Source organism: Oceanimonas sp. MB9 (genome assembly GCF_011319775.1).
In the GTDB taxonomy this organism is placed as follows: Bacteria; Pseudomonadota; Gammaproteobacteria; order Enterobacterales; family Aeromonadaceae; genus Oceanimonas; species Oceanimonas doudoroffii.
In genome coordinates this window covers 917778-937374 of the sequence record NZ_VFBE01000005.1, presented here as the reverse complement: position 1 = coordinate 937374, position 19597 = coordinate 917778, and the positions used below count along the sequence as shown (strand labels likewise).

General features: G+C 59.6%; 17 protein-coding genes. 5 read left to right on the top strand and 12 right to left on the bottom strand.

All coding sequences use genetic code 11. From position 1 onward, the window contains the following. Positions 1-15: 15 nt before the first annotated feature. The 12 genes from OJHNALOF_RS07660 to ectA all read right to left on the bottom strand — a co-directional run bounded on the left by OJHNALOF_RS07660 (position 16) and on the right by ectA (position 14974). Entirely contained in the window at positions 16-612 is a 597-nt protein-coding gene (locus OJHNALOF_RS07660; RefSeq protein ID WP_165661650.1) for a DJ-1/PfpI family protein, read from the bottom strand. Positions 613-1111: 499 nt separating this feature from the next. Further along, a complete protein-coding gene (gene rplY / locus OJHNALOF_RS07655) occupies positions 1112-1399 on the bottom strand; it encodes a 50S ribosomal protein L25 (protein WP_094199663.1) in 288 nt (95 codons plus the stop codon). A gap of 107 nt (positions 1400-1506) precedes the next feature. Then, positions 1507-5382: an ATP-dependent RNA helicase HrpA gene (gene hrpA, locus OJHNALOF_RS07650; protein WP_165661903.1), complete on the bottom strand. Its 3876-nt coding sequence runs from the start codon at positions 5380-5382 to the stop codon at positions 1507-1509. Positions 5383-6071: 689 nt separating this feature from the next. Continuing rightward, positions 6072-6545 (bottom strand): glycine zipper 2TM domain-containing protein, encoded by a 474-nt coding sequence (locus OJHNALOF_RS07645; protein WP_206063582.1) that lies wholly within the window; start codon positions 6543-6545, stop codon positions 6072-6074. A 170-nt stretch (positions 6546-6715) separates the two neighbouring features. After that, on the bottom strand, positions 6716-7855 hold the full coding sequence (locus OJHNALOF_RS07640; RefSeq protein WP_094199665.1) for an MFS transporter: 1140 nt from the start codon (positions 7853-7855) through the stop codon (positions 6716-6718). A 92-nt stretch (positions 7856-7947) separates the two neighbouring features. After that, entirely contained in the window at positions 7948-8676 is a 729-nt protein-coding gene (locus OJHNALOF_RS07635) for a hypothetical protein (RefSeq protein ID WP_165661649.1), read from the bottom strand. A 32-nt stretch (positions 8677-8708) separates the two neighbouring features. Next, positions 8709-10331: a DUF2813 domain-containing protein gene (locus OJHNALOF_RS07630; protein ID WP_094199667.1), complete on the bottom strand. Its 1623-nt coding sequence runs from the start codon at positions 10329-10331 to the stop codon at positions 8709-8711. 30 nt (positions 10332-10361) lie between these two features. Further along, a complete protein-coding gene (gene ppiC / locus OJHNALOF_RS07625) occupies positions 10362-10643 on the bottom strand; it encodes a peptidylprolyl isomerase PpiC (protein ID WP_094199668.1) in 282 nt (93 codons plus the stop codon). Positions 10644-10827: 184 nt separating this feature from the next. Next, the gene (locus OJHNALOF_RS07620) at positions 10828-12264 is read right to left on the bottom strand and encodes an aspartate kinase (protein ID WP_245849815.1); all 1437 of its coding nucleotides are present in this window, start codon (positions 12262-12264) and stop codon (positions 10828-10830) included. A 377-nt stretch (positions 12265-12641) separates the two neighbouring features. Next, the gene (locus tag OJHNALOF_RS07615; RefSeq protein WP_165661648.1) at positions 12642-13049 is read right to left on the bottom strand and encodes an ectoine synthase; all 408 of its coding nucleotides are present in this window, start codon (positions 13047-13049) and stop codon (positions 12642-12644) included. An 86-nt stretch (positions 13050-13135) separates the two neighbouring features. Beyond that, positions 13136-14407: a diaminobutyrate--2-oxoglutarate transaminase gene (gene ectB / locus OJHNALOF_RS07610; protein WP_165661647.1), complete on the bottom strand. Its 1272-nt coding sequence runs from the start codon at positions 14405-14407 to the stop codon at positions 13136-13138. A gap of 60 nt (positions 14408-14467) precedes the next feature. Next, the gene (gene ectA, locus OJHNALOF_RS07605) at positions 14468-14974 is read right to left on the bottom strand and encodes a diaminobutyrate acetyltransferase (RefSeq protein WP_094199672.1); all 507 of its coding nucleotides are present in this window, start codon (positions 14972-14974) and stop codon (positions 14468-14470) included. A gap of 631 nt (positions 14975-15605) precedes the next feature. Between ectA and OJHNALOF_RS07600 the strand changes: the two genes are divergently transcribed. The 5 genes from OJHNALOF_RS07600 (at position 15606) to OJHNALOF_RS07580 (ending at position 19582) form a co-directional block, all read left to right on the top strand. Then, positions 15606-16469 (top strand): tetratricopeptide repeat protein, encoded by an 864-nt coding sequence (locus OJHNALOF_RS07600; protein ID WP_094199673.1) that lies wholly within the window; start codon positions 15606-15608, stop codon positions 16467-16469. 138 nt (positions 16470-16607) lie between these two features. Next, the gene (gene maoP / locus OJHNALOF_RS07595) at positions 16608-16943 is read left to right on the top strand and encodes a DUF413 domain-containing protein (protein ID WP_165661646.1); all 336 of its coding nucleotides are present in this window, start codon (positions 16608-16610) and stop codon (positions 16941-16943) included. A gap of 189 nt (positions 16944-17132) precedes the next feature. After that, positions 17133-18548 (top strand): exodeoxyribonuclease I, encoded by a 1416-nt coding sequence (gene sbcB, locus OJHNALOF_RS07590; protein WP_165661645.1) that lies wholly within the window; start codon positions 17133-17135, stop codon positions 18546-18548. A gap of 9 nt (positions 18549-18557) precedes the next feature. Beyond that, positions 18558-18896, top strand: coding sequence for a CidA/LrgA family protein (locus OJHNALOF_RS07585; protein WP_094199676.1), 339 nt, complete (start codon positions 18558-18560; stop codon positions 18894-18896). Continuing rightward, positions 18893-19582: an LrgB family protein gene (locus OJHNALOF_RS07580; protein WP_094199677.1), complete on the top strand. Its 690-nt coding sequence runs from the start codon at positions 18893-18895 to the stop codon at positions 19580-19582. The genes OJHNALOF_RS07585 and OJHNALOF_RS07580 overlap by 4 nt, the downstream gene beginning before the upstream one ends. Positions 19583-19597: the final 15 nt, after the last annotated feature.

Here is a 19597-nt window from a genome sequence, read left to right as displayed (position 1 = left end):
CTTGGTTAAAAAGTATTAAAGATATGCACCGACGACAGACATGCAATGTTTAACCGTACTTTCTTTTTCACCGACTGGCGCAACATAATGAATGGCCGATTCAGCCTGTGCCCTACCTGACAGCTTGCTAATTACCCACGCAGCCAAGTACGTTGATGACAAACAACCACCTGCCGTCGCAATATTGCCTTCGGCATAAAAGGGTTGATCTAAAACCGTAATTCCTGACTCAACGACCCAGGGTCTAGTAGTTAAATCTGTACACGCTGGCACCTGATGTAGCAAGCCTAGTACAGACATCAGCAATGTCCCTGAACATTGACCACCAATTAACTGAGTTAGAGGATTAAGTTTTAGTCTTGATAATATGTCACTGTCTTGTGCAATATCACGGGTTAGAACGCCACTACCAAATAATACGACGTCAGCACCATTGGCAAACTCAAGAGGTTGTTGAGACTGAATGGTAACGCCATTCATGGATGTGACAGAGTCTGAAGGACTCGTTATCTTTACATTCCAACCAGCGTCTCTCATTCGGTTCAAAATGCCCGATGCCACAAATGAATCCAGCTCATTAAATCCATCGAAAGTTAGTACTGCAATGTCCATATTTTCTCCTTTTCCCTAAAGCAGCGGCGGCTTTAGCTGTGATCTTCCCCCGATAAATCGGACACGCGCCCCCCACTAGGCCACCAGGGCTTCATATTCGACCGAACTCATATCACTTAGACTTGAGGCAGTTGAAATCGATTATTAAAATGCTGGAGGTATTCGGCCAGTTTATTCCGCAGATGCATCTCACCATAAAGCAGTTTTCTCTGCTTAACTCAGCCTTCAGGGTATGGCAAAACGATGCCAGCTCGCGTTGTCAGTACACATACCAGGCCGATTTGTCCTGGCCCTGATCCCGTGTCGTTTCAGGCCGCCCTTCCCTGTCACAAACAGTGCACGAAAGGGTCTATTTTGGCGGGATAACGCGGCAGGCTCAATGGCGAAAGTAAAAATACGCCATGTAAAGTGCGTGAGTGCTGCTTGCGGTGCTTTTACCCTGACTCAGGGGCATAAAAAAACCGCCTTGCGGCGGTTTTTTATCTGATACTTGTATCGCTTAGGCGCGAACGAAGTCCAGGTGAGTCAGCTTCGGCTTGTAAGGGTGACGCTGAATGTCCTGCGCCTTAACCTTAACTTCCTGGCCGTTGATCACCAGGGTCAGCACTTCGCTGTAGAAAGCGTCGTCGGCTTGAGCGATGTTTACTTTTTTGTGGTCCAGAGCAATAGCTACCGGCTCCTGGCCTGCTCCGTAAACGATGGCGGGCACTTTGTCTTCATGACGCAGGCGGCGGCTCGCACCTTTCCCCAGGTCAGAACGAACTTCGGCTTCAAATACGAATGACATAATGGTCTCTCTTAAGGTTAATGGCGAAAACTGCGACCGGTCTTCGCCTGTAAAAAGCGCGCGGATATTAACACAGCCCCCCTATCGGGGCAAGCAGAAGGCCGGCTTCAGAGCGCTTCTATCTGCTGCAATACGCGCTTGTCCGACACCGGGTAGGGCGTACCCAGTGTCTGGGCAAAATAAGACACGCGCAGCTCTTCTATCATCCAGCGCACGACTTTGACATCCGCATCCAGCGGCTTGCCTTTGGGCTGCTTCTTCAGCAGGGCCTGATAGGCGGTCTGCACGTTCTGAATTTTCAGCAGGTGTGCCCGGTCCCGGTGCGGGTCTATGCCCAGCTTGTCGAGCCGGCGGCTCAGGGCCTCCAGGTAGCGGCACACGTCTTTCAGCCGCTCGGCACCGGTGTCGGTCACAAAGCCGCGATAAATCAGGCCGTCTAGCTGGGCCTGTATGTCCGACATGGACATGGCCATGGCCAGATCAATCTTGCCCTTAAGCCGCTTTTTAATGACTTGAGCCCGGCTCAGCACTTCTTCCACCTGCAGGGCAATGGCGGCTACGGTTGGGTTGAGCTCGCCGGCCACGCTGTCTTTCAGGGCCTCGAATGCTTCCGGGGTCCAGGCCGGGGCACCGTGCTCGCGCATAAGCGCATAAATGCCGGCACGAATGCAGTCGTCCACCAGATCCAGCACCTTGCCGTAGGGATTGAAATACAGCCCCAGCTTGGCCTTGTTGGGCAGCTTGTCCTGCAAATATTTGATGGGCGATGGCAGTTGCAACAGCAGCAGCTTGCACTGGCCGTCCCACATGGTCTGGGCCTGGCTGGTTTCGTCTTCGCACAACTGCAGCGCCACGCTGTCGCCCTGATCCGCCAGCGCCGGATAGGCCTTCACCTCAAAGCCGGCCCGCTTGGCGGCAAAGGTTTGCGGAATGGCCCTGGCGGGAAAGCTCAGCAGGCCGTCCTGCTCAAAGCGGTCGTCGTCCACCGCCTCGGTCAGCGCGGTCTGCACCTGCCCCTGCAGGCTGAGTTTGATGCTTTCCAGATCCCGTCCGGCGGCCAGTTCCTTGCCGTCGGCGTCCACCACCGCAAAGCGCATGATCAAGTGCGCCGGCAGTGCGCTCCAGTCCCAGTCTTCGCGGGGCACGGTCACCCCGGTCATGCGCCGCAGGTGTTTTTCCATCTGATCGAGCAGCGGGCCCTCGAATGGGGTCATGGCCGCCAGCAGCGCCTCGGCAAAGTTAGGCGCCGGCACAAAGTGCTTGCGCATGGGCTTGGGCAAGGACTTGATCAGGGCGATCAACAGCTCCCGGCGCAGCCCCGGCACCTGCCATACAAAGGGCTCGGCGGCCACCTGGTTGAGCAGCGGCAGCGGAATCCGCACGGTCACGCCATCTTCTTCCTTGCCCGGCTCAAACTGATAGTCCAGGGGCAGGTTCAGGCCGTCGTGCTGCCAGGCGTCCGGATAATCGCGCGTGGTCACGGCGCCGGCGCGCTCGTTGAGCAGCATCTCTTCGGTAAAGTGCAGCAGCTCGGGGTTGGCCTTGCGCGCCCCTTTCCACCATTTGTCGAAATGACGAATGGAGACGATGTCGGCGGGCAGGCGCTCGTCGTAAAAACGGAACAGGGTGTCGTCGTCGATCACCAGATCCCGGCGGCGGGACTTGTGCTCCAGGGTCTCGGCCTGATCCAGCAGCGCCCGGTTGTGATGAAAGAACTCGTGGCGGGTATGCAGCTCCCCTTCCACCAGGGCCTGACGAATAAACAGCTCCCGACACAGCTTGGGGTCAACACTGGAGTAATTCACCCGGCGGCGCACCACCACCGGCAGGCCAAACAGGCTTTTGCTCACATACCCCATGACCGCGCCCTGCTTTTTCGACCAGTGCGGCTCGCTGTAGCTGGACTTGAGCAAATGATCCCCCGCCTCTTCCAGCCAACCCTGCTCAATGCGGGCGGCGGTGCGGCCATATAAACGGTGGGTTTCGGTGAGTTCGGCCACCATCAGCCAGCGGGGCGGCTTTTTAGCAAGTTGCGAGCCCGGCACCAGCACAAAGCGGGCATTGCGCGCGCCCATGATTTCCTTTTTGTCGCCATCTCGCAGGCCGACCTGGCTGAGCATGCCGGTGAGCAAGGCCCGGTGCAGGCCATCAAACCCGGCAGGCGTGCTGTTCAGCGCAAAGCCCAGCTCACGCACCACCAGCCGCAGCTGGCTGTAAATGTCCTGCCACTCCCGCACTCTCAGGTAGTTGAGAAACTCATTCATGCACTGCTTGCGGAACTGATTGCCGCTCAGCACTTTTTGCTGCTCTTTCAGGTAGTTCCACAGATTGATATAGGCGACAAAGTCCGAGTCCTTGTCGGCAAAGCGGCGGTGCATTTCGGCGGCGGCCTGTTGTTTCTCCAGCGGCCGCTCGCGAGGGTCCTGAATGCTGAGCGCGGCGGTGATCACCATGACTTCGGTCACGCAGCCGTAATCCCGGGCCGCCAGCACCATGCGCCCCAGGCGCGGGTCCACCGGCAGCCGGGACAAGTCCCGCCCCAGGGGCGTGAGCGTGAGCTCGTTTTTCTCGCTCTCGACCGCGCCCAGCTCTTCCAGCAGGCGAATGCCGTCGGAGATGTTCTTGTTTTCCGGTGCTTCCACAAAGGGAAAGGCGGAGATGTCGCCCAGGCCCAGGGAGAGCATCTGCAATATCACCGAGGCCAGGTTGGTGCGCAGAATTTCCGGGTCGGTAAATTCCGGCCGGCTTAAAAAGTCTTCTTCGCTGTACAGGCGAATACAGATGCCCGCTTCCACCCGACCACAGCGGCCCATGCGCTGGTTGGCGCTGGCCTGGGATACCGGCTCAATGGGCAGGCGCTGCACCTTGGTGCGGTAGGAATAGCGGCTGATGCGGGCCGTACCCGGATCAATCACATAACGAATGCCGGGCACGGTGAGCGAGGTTTCTGCCACGTTGGTGGCCAGCACAATGCGCCGGCCGGAGTGGGATTCAAAAATGCGGTTCTGCTCGGCGTTGGACAGCCGCGAGAACAGCGGCACTATCTCGGTGTGGCGCAGCTCCAGCTTGCGCAGGGCGTCGGCGGTGTCGCGAATTTCCCGCTCGCCGTTCATAAAGATCAGAATGTCGCCGGGGCCTTCCTGGGTGAGCTCGGTCACCGCATCAAAAATGCCCTGCAGCTGATCCCGCTCCCGGTTGTCGTCCACCAGCGGGCGGTAACGCAGCTCCACCGGATAGGTGCGGCCCGACACCGAGATAATGGGCGCGTCGTTAAAGTGACTGGAGAAACGCTCGGGATCTATGGTGGCCGAGGTGATGATCACCTTGAGATCGGGGCGTTTGGGCAGCAACTGGCGCAGGTAGCCCAGAATAAAGTCGATGTTGAGGCTACGCTCGTGGGCCTCGTCGATAATGATGGTGTCGTACTGGCGAAGCCAACGGTCCTGCTGAATTTCCGCCAACAGAATACCATCTGTCATCAGCTTGACCTGGGTCTCAGTGCTGGCCTGATCACTGAAACGCACCTTGAAGCCGACCCGCTCGCCCAGCTCACAGCCCAGCTCCTGAGCCAGTCGGGTGGCCACGCTGCGGGCCGCCAGCCGCCGGGGCTGGGTGTGGCCTATGGTACCGTCGACCCCCAGTCCCAGCTCAAGACACATTTTGGGGATCTGGGTGGTTTTGCCCGAGCCGGTTTCACCGGCGATGATCACCACCTGATGATCCTGGATGGCCTGTTTGATGATGTCGCGCTTGTCGCTCACCGGCAGTTGCGGGGGATAGGCGATGGGGCTTTGCAGCAATGCCAGTCGGCGGCTGCGCTCGGCCATGGAGGTGGCAATTTCCAGGGCGATCTTCTCCAGCACCTGTTGCCGTTTGGACTCATTGAGCTTTGCCACGCCCTGCAGCCGACGGCGAAACCGCCCGCGCTCTGCGCCCCTGCATTCCTTCAGCCTTGCCTGCAACTGTTCAACCGACTGCGCCAAACTCAAAACCCCTGTTCGTTTATAAACACGTTAATGCCAAAAAAGCTGGCGCGCAGTCTAGCAGAAAGCGGCGCGCTAATGCAGTGGCCCCGGGCCGCGGGATCCACCTTGGGCACCCGGCGGTTGACGAGGCCCATGGTAATCGACGGTCATTTATTAAGCTCACCACCCCATCGAAAGCCCCGATTCCGTTCACACGGGGCGCCGACGGCAATACTTTTTCCATAAAAAGGGCTGTTTTGCCACACATCACTACCAGCGTCACCATAAACAACGAAAAACCACAATGCATTGATTTTTATATAAAATATTTTTTTATCTAGCATATCTAAAAACAGAAAAAGGCCACCAATGTCAGCTTTTGGCAATGAAAACTAACAAAAACAGGAGGTACAGCAACCAACCACTACAAAAACCACATCAAAAACAAAAATGGCGATTGAAAAGCACCCACCATGCCGGTATAGTGATCACACAGCCCACTGTTGAGGAAGGTAAACAATGAAAGAGTTAGTGATAACCGTCATTTTTACAGTCTGCGCAACCATGCTTGCCATTTCTGCACCTTCCTTGGCACAATTCTAACTGAGCCCGGGAAGACAGGACTGTAAAACACTAAGAAATAATAAATATTTCCTGTGAAACAAAAAAGGCGCCTTGCGGCGCCTTTTTTGTTTTTATCGGTTTTCTCAGTAAGGTGCCACGCTCATGCTGCTGCCGGAGCCTATCATGCGCACCCGCTGGCCCGCTTGCCAGCTGCGATCCGCCTTTTGCACCACCACCAGGTTCTCGCCGCTGTCGGTGCGAATTTCCAGCTCCACCGCGTTGACCTGGTTGATTTTTTCCTCGGCCTTGGAGCCGACCATGGCGCCGGCAATGGCACCGGCGGCGGTGGCCAGGGAACGGCCGGTGCCGCCACCGATGCTGCTACCGGCAATGCCGCCAATAACACCGCCACCTACCGTGCCGATTACGTTGGGATTCTGATCCCCGGCCTGAATTTTAACCGGCCGCACCGACACCAGGGTGCCGTAGGTCACGTTTTGTGCCCGGCCCGCGGCACTGCTGCCGTAAACATCGCCGGAATAGACGTCGGTATTGGCGCAACCGCCCAGGCCCAGCGCAGCCAGCACGGCCACCATGGATAACTGTTTGATGTTCATGACAAACCCCCTGTAACTAGAACACGGATCGTTATTATGCAGACATTACACCCTTAAGACCGGGTCGTCATCCGCGGGGTTTCATTCTGCACAAAAGCAAAAGGCCTGCTTGCGCAGGCCTTTGAGTGGCATTCACGGGCATGACGAGAGCGAAATTGCGTCCACTCCCGTTACACCGCATCGCCCAGGGGCTTGTCGAGTACCAGGCGAGCCAGCAGCAACCACAGGGCCCACCCCGCCACCAGCAAAATGATAAACAGGAACAACCCGGCCTGAAACCGCTCCAGCATCATGCCGGCAATTACCGGGCCGGTGAGCGAGCCAATGCTGTAGGCAAACATCAGCTTTTGGGTCATGCGCACCAGGGCACGGCCATGCATCTTGCCGCAGGCATAGGACATGGTGGTCGGATACAGGGTAAAGGCGCCCGCGCCCACCAGGGCAAAGGCCAGGATCAGCACACTGTTGCCACCAAATTCCCATACCAGCAGACAACCGCCGCCCACCATCAGGGTCTGCACGCCCATCATGGTGCGCTTGCCCAGCCGGTCGGCCAGGCTGCCATTGGGCAGCTGAAAAGCCATGCCGCACAGAATAAGCCAGGCCATATACAGCCCCACCTCGTCACCCAGGGCCAGCTGCTCCAGTTGAATGGGCATCAGCGCATAAAGGGCGCCCAGGAGCATGCCTGCCACCAGGCAACCGGCCAGCCCCAGGGCCCGGTCGGCACGGGGCGGCTTGCCAGCCATGGCACCATCGGCGGCGCCTTCGGCGTCAAGGTTTGGCGTGCTCGCCCAGCACAGCGGTAACAACGCCGAGGCACAGAGGCCGGCGGCCAGCCAGAAGGCGAGCTGGCTGCTGGCGGGAATCCAGTCAATAAACAGCTGGCTGCCACCGTAACTGAAGTAATACACCAGCATATAACGGGCCATGGCGCTGGAACGACGGTTCAGCGGTGCCACACCCAGCACCCAGCTTTCCACCGCCACAAAGCTGATGGCCGCCGCCATGCCCGCCACCATGCGCAGCACCAACCACACCGGCAACAGGCTGGTCCAGGTCAGCGCCACCGCCGCCAGCGCCAGCGCGGCACTGCACACCACCAGGGCACGCACATGGCCGAGGCGCTGAATGAATTTGTCGGCAAAGAAACTGGCGCCCAGCATACCCAGGTAAAAGGCCGCCCCCACCAGGCCGATCTGCGCCGCCGGCGCGCCCTGGCCGTTCAAATACACGGCTACCAGGGTCACCAAAAAGGCATTGCCCAGGGTCAGCAGGATTAAATGGGTGTAAAGGGGAACAAGGTGCATGACGCCTCCGAATCAAGAGGCGCGCATTCTAGAAAGCGCCAAATCACAAGTACAACGAGAAAAATTTGTGACTTGGCGAGAAAATTTGATGTTTAACTAATGTTACCGGCCATGTGCCAGAGCATGCCCTGCCCCAGGGTGAGCGCCCCGATAATTAACAGTGCGGCAACGGCGATCACCGGTGGTTTGGTCTGCTCCTTGCGCAACAGTGGCAAGAACCACACCAGGGCACCAATGAGCACGGCGGCACTTACCTGCACAAAGGGCAACACCAGGGATTCAAGGGCCGCTTCGTCAATGCCGGCGGCGCGCACCGCCAGTGCCAGCAGCCAGAGCACACCAAAGGCGGAGCCGACCAGGGGCAACAGCACGTTAAAGGCCTGCAGCCGGTGTTTGGCACGCACCATGATAAGGTGGGCAAATACACAGCCCCCCGCACCCGCCGCCAGCACTGCCCAACCCGGGCCCATGCGCCAGCCCACCAGGGCGGCATAAAGCAGCGCCAGCACCAATGCCGGATAATGCCAGCTCACTCCCAGGCTGCGCTTGCCCTGCATGCGCGCCTGATACAACACGGTGCCCAGGCCCACCGCCAGGGTGGCACCCCCCAGCCACAGCAGGGAGGCCGGCACGCCCGCCTCCACCCCCAGCATCAACGCCAGGCCAAACACCGCCCATACCGAGATGGCGCCGTCGCCGATGCGCCGGCGCTGGCCGGGGCAGAGATCGCCGTTTTTCAGTACCCACACCAGCAGCGCCAGGGCCGCCACCGCGCTCAGAGCCAGGGGCGCGAACAACCGCGCCGGCAGCAATTCTGTCATGGTTTGCCTCCGTTAAATGTTCGGGGCGCATTCTACCGTTGTCGGCGGGCCAGTGCGACCATACGGGCAAACATGCGCCGCAATTCCACCGGCACCCGCTCGGAGCCGTGGGGCTCAATGGCTTCGACCAGCGCCAGCGCCATGCCCGGCTTGCTGCGCCGGCTCAGGGCCCGTTCGATGATGCGCGACGGCGGGGTATGCTTGTCGAAGATATTGGCTTCCTGGCGGAACACCGGCTCCAGGCCGTTGTGATACATGTAATGCTCAATGTCGGCCCGGGGCAGCACGGTGAGATGATCCCCTTCCCGTTCGCCGCGCAGCATGCTGCGCACCCCCTGAGCGTATTTCTGCCCGGCCTCATCGCCATCGGTGAGCAGGTGCCAGCCAATGCCGAAGTCCCGCGCCACCTTGATAAGGGGGCTGTGCCCGCACTGGGCAAATTCGATAATGCGCACCCCTTCGGCCGGCAGCACATAGCCGCAAATACGTGCCAGCTCCGACAACAGCCAGATTTCGGTTTCGCCTTCCACCAATAGCCAGTAACGGGCAAACAGCGACATGGGCCGGTTGATGCGCACATGAAAGGCAATGCGGCGCATGTCTTCGGCGCTGTAACGCTCGTTGCCCAGGCCAAGGCTGCGGGTTTCGTGCTCCAGCCGCACCAGCCGGCGCAGATGGTTCAAAGGAAAGGCCGACAGCAGATCGCCGGAATTGGTGGTAACCAGCTTCTGGCCGGGAAAACGGTCCAGAATGCCCCAGGTGGCCGCCAGCATGGTGGGGTGCAGCCGGCTTTCCGGATCTTCAATCAGCAGCATGGGCCGGGCGCCGGGCTCGATGGGCCGTCCGCCCCGGGCCTGCAGTATGGTACGGGCCACCGCCGCCAGCGCCAGCGACAGTCCGCTTTCCTCGCCCAGGGGTTGCCAGTCGTTGAACTTGCCCAACTGACTTAAGGTGACCGGGTGAATGGCGATGTCCCGGGCCCGGCGTGGCGCCCGGCTGGTGGCGCCCTGTGGTGTGAAATAGTGCTCAAACAGCTGGCGCACCGCGTCCAACCCGGCCTTGATCTCACCCCGGCTGAGCTCATCTTCCTCCGCCAGCTGATCGCTGAGCCGGCCCAGCAGCTGCTCGTAGTCGCCATTGAGGTTGACGATGGGCAGATCCTGGGGCGCGCCCCGGGAATCCCGCAGCCGGAACACCGGGTTCATTTCAATCAGTTGGTGCACCAGGCCGTGGGTGTCGGGCAACGTAATGGGATTACCGGCACCGTCGAGAAACTCGTGGCGGCTGATGACGCCGCCGCTGCCCCGCCGGGCACTGGCGCGGTAATGCACTCGGCTGAAGTGATCCTTGTGGGCCACCCAGACCGGCTCCAGTCGCGCCAGCCGATTGGAATGGCGGCTGACCCCGGGCCTGTGCTCCCGGTAGGTCAGGGTAATGGACAAGGTGGTGGCCGGCTCCCCCTCTTCCACCCGGTAGAAGTCTTCTTCGGCAAAATCGTAGCAGCAGGCGCCCCGGCCCATCAGCCGCCACAGGGCACGAAACAGGCTGGTTTTGCCCCAGGCGTTTTCCCCCATCAGGGCGGTGCTCTGTTCCAGCGGCAGGGAAAGCTGGTTCAGCCCGAGGAAATTGCGAATCTCGACATGCTCAAGATACATGAACGCCGTCCGGATGAATGAGTGAAAATATTAGCTGCGGTAAAGCACCTTGATCAGATGATAGCCAAAACGGGTTTTCACCGGTCCCTGTACCTTGAGCTCGGGGCCGGTAAACACCGCCTTGTCAAAGGGGCCGACCATATCGCCCTTGTTGAACTCGCCCAGATCGCCGCCCTTTTTGCCGGACGGGCAGATGGAGTGCTTTTTGGCCAGCTTGTGAAAATCAGCGCCCTTGTCGATCTGGGCCTTGAGGGCGAGACATTCGGCTTCGGTTTTTACCAGTATGTGCAGGGCACAGGCACGTTTTGCCATAACGGGTTCTCATTGAAATAAAGCAGTACCTGCAGTGTGCCAAAATGCGGGGATGGACGGAAGGCGTGGAATATTGCAGGCGCCGCTTTGGCGGGTGCAAACCCGCCGGCAACGCCAATGAAAAAGGGCCGGCAGTGCCGGCCCCGTCAACTTAACATGGCGGCGACAAGGCGGCCGCCACTTGTTACGCCACCGCCAGAGCCACGGTGTCGGCGTGGGTCTGTACCAGTTCATCGTGCAGGGCCACCACCGCCTGCTCGTAGAACTCGTCATCCACGATAAACTGCATTTCCACCGCCCGCAGCGACTGATGCACGGCGCGCACCGGCACCTCGGCGCGGTTAAGGGCGCCCACCGAGCGGGCCAACAGGCCGGGAATGCTCATGTCGCTGCCCACCGCCGACACCAGCGACACCTTGTGGGTGTTCACCTCGGCGTTGCCGAAACGACGCTGCAGTGAACCGACCAGTCGGCGCACCTGCTTGCGGTTGCCCGCCACATAATAGGTCAGGGTATTGGCGTTCATGTCCTTGGCTACCAGGTTCAGGTGCATCTTGTCGAGCTCGTCGGTAAAGCCTTCGGCGTAATGGGACACTCGGCCCACCATGTCCTGATCAAACAACTCCAGCGCAAACAGGTTGCGGCGGCCGGCTACCATTTCCACGCAGGGCGCCGGGCTGCGGTAATCGGTGGTGATCAACGTCCCCTCATGATCCGGTTCAAAGGTGTTGCGCACTCTGAGCGGAATATCCTGCTGGCGCAGGCCCTTGGCGGCCTGGGGATGAATGGCCTCCATACCAAGGTTGGACAGCTGATCGGTCACGTCATAATTGGTGCGGCCGATGGGAATCACCTCGTCCTCACCGGCCAGGCGCGGATCGGCACTGCTCAGGTGATATTCCTTGTGAATAATGGCTTCCCGGGCCCCGCTCAGCACCGCCAGCCGGCTGAAGGTCATTTCGCTGTAACCCCGGTCAAAGCTGCTCATCAGCCCTTCCTTGCAGTGGGCGTAACCGGTCACCACCGGCAGCTGCGAGGACAGATCCACCCGGGCCAGGGCCTGGGTCAGTACATCGTCCAGCGGCAGGGCGTCGTCGGTGCGCCAGCCGGTCAGATCCATCAGAATGGCGTTTACCCCGCTCTGACGCAGATACAGCACCATGTTGTGGGCACTGTGGGCCTCGCCCATGGCCGCCAGCAGCTCTCGTATGGTCTGCAGCTGCTCGGCCAGCTGAAACTGGCCAAAGGCACAGACCCGGCGCAGCTGGTGCAGGCAGTCGCGAATGCCGGCAATGCGCTCTTGCAAAAAGGCATCGGCCAGGGCCCGTTCCGGCGTGGCGCCAAACATTTCTTCGTTGATCTGGGCCATGCGCTGGCACACGTTGTCCAGCGCCTGCTCCCAGGCCTGATCGTCTTCGGCGTCGGCAAAGGTGGCATACACCCCCGGCGCGCCGGTGCGCTTGCACTCCAGCAGGCCGTCGGTAATGCCGCCAAAGGCGGACACCACCAGCATGCGCTGGTAGTAGTTATCGTTATTGCGGTTATACAGCACTATGTTGTCGCGCACCGCCTGATACTGGCTCATGGAGGTGCCGCCGATTTTTTCTACTGTATGTAACACGTTATTGCTCTCCCGTTCCCTGAAATGAATGTTTGAATGGTGTGGAGCGCACATTTTCAGTGGGCCTGGGTCTTTACCGCCCTGCCCAGTGAAAAGGTGCGAAATAATGCCTTGGCAAATCACCGGCGTGGTTACATTCCGCCGGCACGCTTCGGGGGATGCCACTCACCAGTAAAGCCTGCTGCGAACATACTTAATGTTCGGTCAGACTTTACTGATTCGTTACGGCGAGCAAGCTCGCCCCATGGGCGCTCGGCAAATGTATCTGACCGCCATGGATGGCGGGAATGCCGAAAATGCAGGAACAATTATTCGGCCCTGGCATTTGACGGTCGGCTACAGCAATCCCCGCCGATGCTTTGCACAGATGACTTGCCTCAGCCTTTCGCGGTTTCCGTTTCCAGCGGATAAACGCCGTCGGCGTCGTGCACTTCCTTGCCGGTGAGCGGCGGGTTGAACACGCAGGCCAGCTTCATGTCTTCACTGCCACCGCGTAGCAGGTGCTCGTCGTGCTGGTCGAGAATGTAGAGGGTGCCCGGCTCAATCTGGTAAATCTTGCCGGTGGCCAGATCCTCGATTTCGCCGTTGCCGCTCATGCAATACACCGACTCCAGGTGGTTCTGGTAGTGAATGTGGGTCTCGGTGTTGGCATAGATGGTGGTGATATGGAACGAAAAGCCCATCTTGTCGTCCTTGAGCAGCATGCGGGTGCTTTCCCAGGTGCCGGTCTCGGACTCAACGCGGCGCTCGGTTTTCTCACAGTCGGCAAGCGTACGTACGATCATGATGTTTCCTTTGGTTGTTCGTATTTGACGCCATGGCTCATGCCATGGCGTTGATGGTTCTGACATCCCGACTTCGCGGTAATGACTCAGGACGCCTTTTTCAGGCGCTTGGCGGCCACGTCGACAATGGCCTGCTCCAGCCAGTCAAGGCCCTGGGTCAGCTCGGCTTCGGTGATGATCAGCGGGCACAGGCACTTGACCACTTCGTCATCGGGGCCGGCGGTTTCAATCACCAGGCCCAGCTCAAAGGCGCGGGAGGTAATGTCGTCGGCAATGTCACCATTAACGCAGGCAATGCCCTGCATCATGCCGCGGCCTTTCACCCGCTCAAACAGCTGCGGGAACTTGTCCACCAGTGTTTGCAGGCGACGGGTCAGCAGCTCGCCCTTGGCGCGCACGCCAGTGGCGAATTCGTCGTCCTGCCAGAAGGTTTCCAACGCCTTGCGAGCGGTGATAAAGGCGTGGTTGTTGCCGCGAAAGGTGCCGTTGTGCTCACCCGGTTCCCACTGATCCAGATCCGGACGCAGCAGCACCAGCGCAAAGGGCAGACCCATGCCACTCAGGGACTTGGACAGGGTGATGATGTCGGGCTTGATGCCGGCGGGCTCAAAGCTGAAGAAGGTACCGGTGCGGCCGCAACCGGCCTGAATGTCATCGGCAATCAGCAGAATGTCGTGGGCACGGCAGATTTTCTCCAGGCGCTGCAACCACTTAACAGAGGCGGCGTTCAGGCCACCCTCGCCCTGTACCACTTCAAACAGCACGGCGGCGGGCTTGTCGAGACCACTGGAGTTGTCGTTCAGCATGGTTTCGAACAGCACCAGGCTGTCTTCACCGGTGCCGGCGTAACCGTCATAGGGCAGACGGGTGACGTTGGCCAGCACGGTGCCGGCGCCGCCTCTGTGGTGCTGGTTGCCGGTGGCGGCCAGGGCGCCCAGGCTGACGCCGTGGAAACCATTGGTAAAGGCCACTATGTTTTCACGGCCGGTGACCTTGCGCGCCAGCTTCATGGCCGCTTCCACCGCGTTGGTGCCGGTGGGGCCGGTGAACTGGGCCACATGATCCAGGCCACGGGGCTTGAGAATGATGTTTTGCAGCGCGCTCAGAAACTGCGCCTTGGCGTCGGTGTGCATGTCCAGGCCGTGGGCGATGCCATCATGCTGGATGTACTCGATTAACGCCTCTTTCAGGGCCGGGTGGTTGTGGCCGTAGTTGAGGGTGCCGGCGCCGGCGAGAAAGTCCAGGTAACGCTTGCCGCTGCGATCGTGCAGCCACACGCCTTTGGCCTGGTCAAACACCACCGGAAATGAGCGGGCATAGGTTTGTACACTGGATTCCATTACGTCAAAAATACTCATCACGACTCCTTAAAAGTCCGATTCAAATCGTTAAAAAGCGAAAAAACTGGGGAGATGGGCTCAGGCGAGCGGAATGCGATAGAGGATCTCGCTTTTGCTGTCGCCGCCGAAGTGGCGCTCCTGATCGAACAGCACATGACGGGTGCCGGCGCCCTCACCTCTGTCCCGGGACAGGCTGTCAAACAGCCCCCATGAAGCGGCGTTGTCGGGCGTGATGGTGGTTTCAATGCGACGTACGCCCTGGCAGGCATCGGCATCAAGCAGGTTGTCGAGCAGGCGGCGGGCCAGTCCCTCTCCGCGGGCGCGTTTATCTATGGCTACCTGCCACACGAACAGGGTGTCTGGCTCGGCGGGCTTGCGGTAGGCAGAGATAAACCCCAGCAGGGAGCCGTCTTCCTCGTCTTCGGCCAGCATGCAGGTATCGGCAAAATGCGAACATTGCAGCAGGTTGCAGTAGGTGGAATTGGTGTCCAGGGGTTTGCAGCGGTCAATCAGCAGATTGACGTTACGACCATCCGTCGCTTTGGGATGTCGCAACACAAGTTGTAGGTCAACTGTAGTATCCATAATTTATGGTTCTAATCACTTTTGGTTAGTGGGCGAATCAAAAAATCCTTTATTAACCTAACAAACCACTAATCAATTGCAAGGCGACTTATATGAAATTAATTTGAACATAACGCTTTTTATACCCTTATGGACTCCCCCCCACCAGCCTCAAACGCCCCTCCCCCAACCCGCCTAAGCCCTTGCCAGCACAGGGCTGTTCCTTCATTTCCAAATGAGCTCCAAATGCTTCCCTGCCCCTTTTCTGCGGAACGAAAAAAAATGTCGCGCAACACTCCAATCGACCAGAAAAAGGGCGGCTGACGCCTCCAAAAGCCTCAATGCGCGCCGCCCTTCCACACCCACACGTGCTCCTGCCCAGGCAGATCACCCTTTCTCAAAAAAGGATCACAAGCGCCCTTACTCAACCACCAGGACCGTCGTTAATCACCCTGTCAACAACCGCGCAGGCAACCACGATTTATTCAGGGCCCAAATCAAACAGACCGCAGATGAACCACCAAAAAATACCATTAGACCACTAACCACAACGCCGAGAGTGGCTTTGCAGCCGATCATTTGAAAGCGAAATATCATCGCGGTATTCTTGGCTCGTTTTCAGCCACTCCCCCAGTCATTAACCGGTACTAACATGCACAGACTGTTCGCTTTCATACTGATGTTGTGTTGCTCCCTGCCCCTGGCCGCCGCCCCCGAGACCGGCGAGCCCACCGAGGAAGTACGCACTCGGCTTACGCCTCTGATGGAGCGCTATATGCTCGACGAGCTCAAGGCGCTGCGCACCGAAATGGCCCAGTTTCGGGTCAACGTGCAGGAAGAGGTGGTACAAAAAGAGCTGGGAGTGGCCGACAAGGCCATGAGCTACGCCAACGTTACCGTGACCTATTTCTTCTACCTGCTGGCCGGAGCCGCCTCGGTACTGGCCATCGTGGGCTGGCAGTCACTGCGTGAGCTGAAGAAAACCGCCCGGGATTACGTGGAAACCCAAATGAAGCAGATCACCGATACCTACGAGCGCAAGCTTCGGCAGATTGAGCGCGAACTGCAGCGAAAAACCAAAGTCATTGCAGAGAACTACCGGGAAATTGAACGCTTCCAGGAAGTACACGCGCTCTGGCTGCGGGCCAGCCAGGAGCAAAGCCCTCAGGCCAAGATGGACATTTATGATCAGATTTTGCACATCAAGCCCGGCGATCTCGACGCCCTCACCCACAAGGCCGATGCGGCCCTGATGATGAACGAACGTCAGTGGGCACTGAGCCTGTGCAACCGGGTGATGCAGGTAGATCCGCAAAACGCCCATGCCCTCTATCAGCGCGCCTGTGCCAATGCCGGCATGGGCCATGAAGAGCAGGCCCTGAGCGATCTGGAGCTGGCGGTGGAAAACAACGTGCACTTGCGGCATGTGGCCGCGGAAGACGAAGAATTCGACCCGCTGCGCCAGCATCCGCGCTTTATCGAGCTGACCCTGGACGCCACCGAGCCGGCGTCCTGAGGCGGCGGGGCTTGCCTACAAAATTTTCATAAAGTGATTTTTCACGACACGTAAAGAAAATTGATTTTGCGTAGTGGGCACGGGTGCCATACTTTCCGCGAATATCAATGCCCAGTACCTGTAAGAGTGAGAATGCATATGAGCTTTGAGTCAGCCAAGCCGTTTCAGGACTTCACCCACTTTCCGCGCGGGCTGCGTCGTTGCGGCGAGTTCACGGTGGCCGAAGCCCAGCTGCTGGAACAATGCGGCCACGCCATGCTCGGACTGTATACCGGCCAGCGGCCTCCGGTAACCGACGACGAACAACGCTTTATCGAGCAGGTGCAGCAACAGGCTGCCCCTGAGCTGCGCCACGCCAAGGTGTGGATGAAGTACCTCAAGGTGATCGGTCCGCGCCGAGTACACCGGCTGTGCTCACCCATGAGCGGCGGCAGCGACGACGATTACGAGCCGGTGGAAGACAACGCCGACTGATGCGTTGAAATGCGGGCGACTTCGCCCGCATTTTGCCGTGCAACGGCAGCCATCCAAGCACCCGGCCGAGTGCCGATGCTGGCGGGTCGCCGCCCCCATATCATTGCCTTAATCATTCCTTTCACCCCTTGGGTTCCCCGCCTGAGTCGCGCATAATGAGCGGCAAACTCAGCCGACAGCAACAGCACCATGAGCGAGCAGGCCCACGCCACCTTCTACTTCTACGACTTTGAAACCGCCGGCGTCAGCCCGGCCAGAGACCGACCGGTACAGTTTGCCGGCATTCGCACCGACGCCGACTTCAATGAAATCGGCGAACCGCAGATGTTTTACTGCCGCCTGCCCGCCGATTACCTGCCCTCGCCGGAGGCCACCCTGATCACCGGCATTACCCCGCAAAAGGCGCAGCAGGACGGGCTAAACGAAGCCGAGTTCATTGCCCGCATTCACGAGCAGTTCAGCCAGGCCAATACCTGTGTGCTCGGCTACAACAACATACGCTTTGACGACGAAGTCACCCGCTATACCCTGTATCGCAATTTTTACGATCCTTATGGCTGGAGCTGGCAGCAGGGCAATTCCCGCTGGGATCTGCTGGACGTGGTGCGCGCCTTTTACGCCCTGCGCCCCAAGGGCATTCACTGGCCGGAAGACGAAGACGGCAAACCCAGTTTCAAGCTGGAACGGCTAACCCAGGCCAACGGCATTGCTCACGGCCAGGCCCACGACGCCCTGGCCGACGTGCGCGCCACCATCGCCCTGGCCCGGCTGCTGAAACAGGCCCAGCCCAGGCTATTTGATTATTTGTTTGAGTTGCGCAACAAGCACAAGGTCAAGGCGCTCGTCGACATCATCAATACCAAACCCCTGGTGCATGTCTCAGGCATGTTTTCCGCCTGGCAGGGCTGCGCCAGCTGGGTGGCGCCCCTGGCCTGGCACCCGGACAACGCCAATGCGGTGATTTGTGTCGATCTGACGAAAGACCTCTCGCCCCTGGTGGAGCTGGATACCGATACCCTGCGCCAGCGGCTGTATACCAAAAAGAGTGAGCTGGGCAGCCTGCCACCGGTGCCGCTGAAACTGGTGCACATCAACAAGTGCCCGGTGCTGGCCAAGGCGGCGGCGCTGGGTGAGCAACGCGCCGACGAACTCGGCATTGACCGGGCGCAGTGCCGCAAAAGCCTGGATTTGTTGCGCAAGCACCCGGAAATCCGTGAAAAGGTGGAAGCCATTTACCACCAGGAGGCCGGTTTTGAAGGGGACGACGACGTCGACACCGCCCTCTACAGCGGCTTTTTTGGTGACGCCGACAAGGCCGCCATGGCCCTGGTGCGCAACAGCCGGCCCGAAGCCCTGGCCGAGCTGCCGCTGCAGTTCAGCGACGCCCGCCTGCCCGAGTTGTTGTTCCGCTACCGGGCCCGCAACTACCCTCACACCCTCAACGAGCAGGAATGGCAGCGCTGGCGCCTGCACTGCCAGGATCGGCTCTCGGCCGAGGCCGAGCCCTATATGCACCGGCTGGAGCAGCTGGTACTCGACCATCAGGACGATGAACCCAGGCTGGCGCTGCTGCAGGCAGTGGCCCGTTATGTGCAATCCCTGTAAGGTTTGAACATGAAACTCATAAGAGACTTTGCGGTGATCCTTGCCTGCCTGCTGGCCGGCAAGGCCGTGGCCGCCGTGCTGCCCTTTGCCTTTCCCGCCAGCATCATAGGCCTGCTGCTGCTGTTTACCCTGCTGAGCACCCAGCTGGTGCGGCTGGACTGGGTTCACGACGGCGGCCAGTTGATCCTGCGACACATGGCGCTGCTGTTTATTCCGGTGGCCGCCGGCCTGCTCGGTTACGTGGATGTGCTGAGCCAGGGGCTCGGTTTTATTCTGGTGGCCGCCCTCAGTGGTTTGGTGCTGATTTTGCTGCTGGTGGGGCGGCTGTATCAGAGGATGGTGTCGTGATGTTCTGGCTGGCCATTCCCCTCACCGTGGTGTTCTACCTGTTCACCCGCAAGTTGGCGCGGCGGCTGAAAAGCCCCTTGATCAACCCCATCCTGATTCCGGCCCTGCTGATCATCGGGCTGTTGCTGGCCACCGGCCAGGATCCGGCCGATTTTCAGGCTGGTAGCCGGCCGCTCAGCCTGTTGCTGGAGTTGGCGGTGGTGGCCTTTGCCCTGCCACTGTATCAACAGGCGGCCAAAATCCGCAGCCAGCTGCTGCCCATTTTGCTGTGCTGCAGCCTGTCGGTGCTGCTCTCGGTGGGCACCACCCTGCTCATCGGCAGCGTGATCCATGCCAGCCCCGAGCTGATGGCCTCGGTGGCCACCAAGTCCATTACCACGCCGCTGGCCATGAGCGTGAGCGAGGCACTGGGCGGTATTCCCGCCATTGCCGCCGGCCTGGTGATCATCGTGGGCATGATGGGAGCCATTATCGGCTTTCCGCTGATGCGGCTGGCGGGCATTCGCCATCCCGAGGCCCAAGGGCTGGCCATGGGGGCCGGTGCCCACGCCATCGGCACCGGCGCCGCCGCCGAGGTGGGCGCCGCCCAGGGGGCCTTTGCCTCGCTGGCCATGGTGGTGTGCGGCATTGTCACCGCCCTGCTGGCTCCCCCGCTGTTTCACCTCTACCTTTGGCTGACCGGCTGACTCGAGAGGCACAAC

Bases quoted from the DNA above. Each gene is read 5' to 3' on its own strand.
- OJHNALOF_RS07660 (WP_165661650.1), bottom strand. From the start codon at position 612: ATGGACATTGCAGTACTAACTTTCGATGGATTTAATGAGCTGGATTCA.
- rplY (WP_094199663.1), bottom strand. From the start codon at position 1,399: ATGTCATTCGTATTTGAAGCCGAAGTTCGTTCTGACCTGGGGAAAGGT.
- OJHNALOF_RS07645 (WP_206063582.1), bottom strand. From the start codon at position 6,545: ATGAACATCAAACAGTTATCCATGGTGGCCGTGCTGGCTGCGCTGGGC.
- OJHNALOF_RS07640 (WP_094199665.1), bottom strand. From the start codon at position 7,855: ATGCACCTTGTTCCCCTTTACACCCATTTAATCCTGCTGACCCTGGGC.
- OJHNALOF_RS07635 (WP_165661649.1), bottom strand. From the start codon at position 8,676: ATGACAGAATTGCTGCCGGCGCGGTTGTTCGCGCCCCTGGCTCTGAGC.
- OJHNALOF_RS07630 (WP_094199667.1), bottom strand. From the start codon at position 10,331: ATGTATCTTGAGCATGTCGAGATTCGCAATTTCCTCGGGCTGAACCAG.
- ppiC (WP_094199668.1), bottom strand. From the start codon at position 10,643: ATGGCAAAACGTGCCTGTGCCCTGCACATACTGGTAAAAACCGAAGCC.
- OJHNALOF_RS07615 (WP_165661648.1), bottom strand. From the start codon at position 13,049: ATGATCGTACGTACGCTTGCCGACTGTGAGAAAACCGAGCGCCGCGTT.
- ectB (WP_165661647.1), bottom strand. From the start codon at position 14,407: ATGAGTATTTTTGACGTAATGGAATCCAGTGTACAAACCTATGCCCGC.
- ectA (WP_094199672.1), bottom strand. From the start codon at position 14,974: ATGGATACTACAGTTGACCTACAACTTGTGTTGCGACATCCCAAAGCG.
- OJHNALOF_RS07600 (WP_094199673.1), top strand. From the start codon at position 15,606: ATGCACAGACTGTTCGCTTTCATACTGATGTTGTGTTGCTCCCTGCCC.
- maoP (WP_165661646.1), top strand. From the start codon at position 16,608: ATGAGCTTTGAGTCAGCCAAGCCGTTTCAGGACTTCACCCACTTTCCG.
- sbcB (WP_165661645.1), top strand. From the start codon at position 17,133: ATGAGCGAGCAGGCCCACGCCACCTTCTACTTCTACGACTTTGAAACC.
- OJHNALOF_RS07585 (WP_094199676.1), top strand. From the start codon at position 18,558: ATGAAACTCATAAGAGACTTTGCGGTGATCCTTGCCTGCCTGCTGGCC.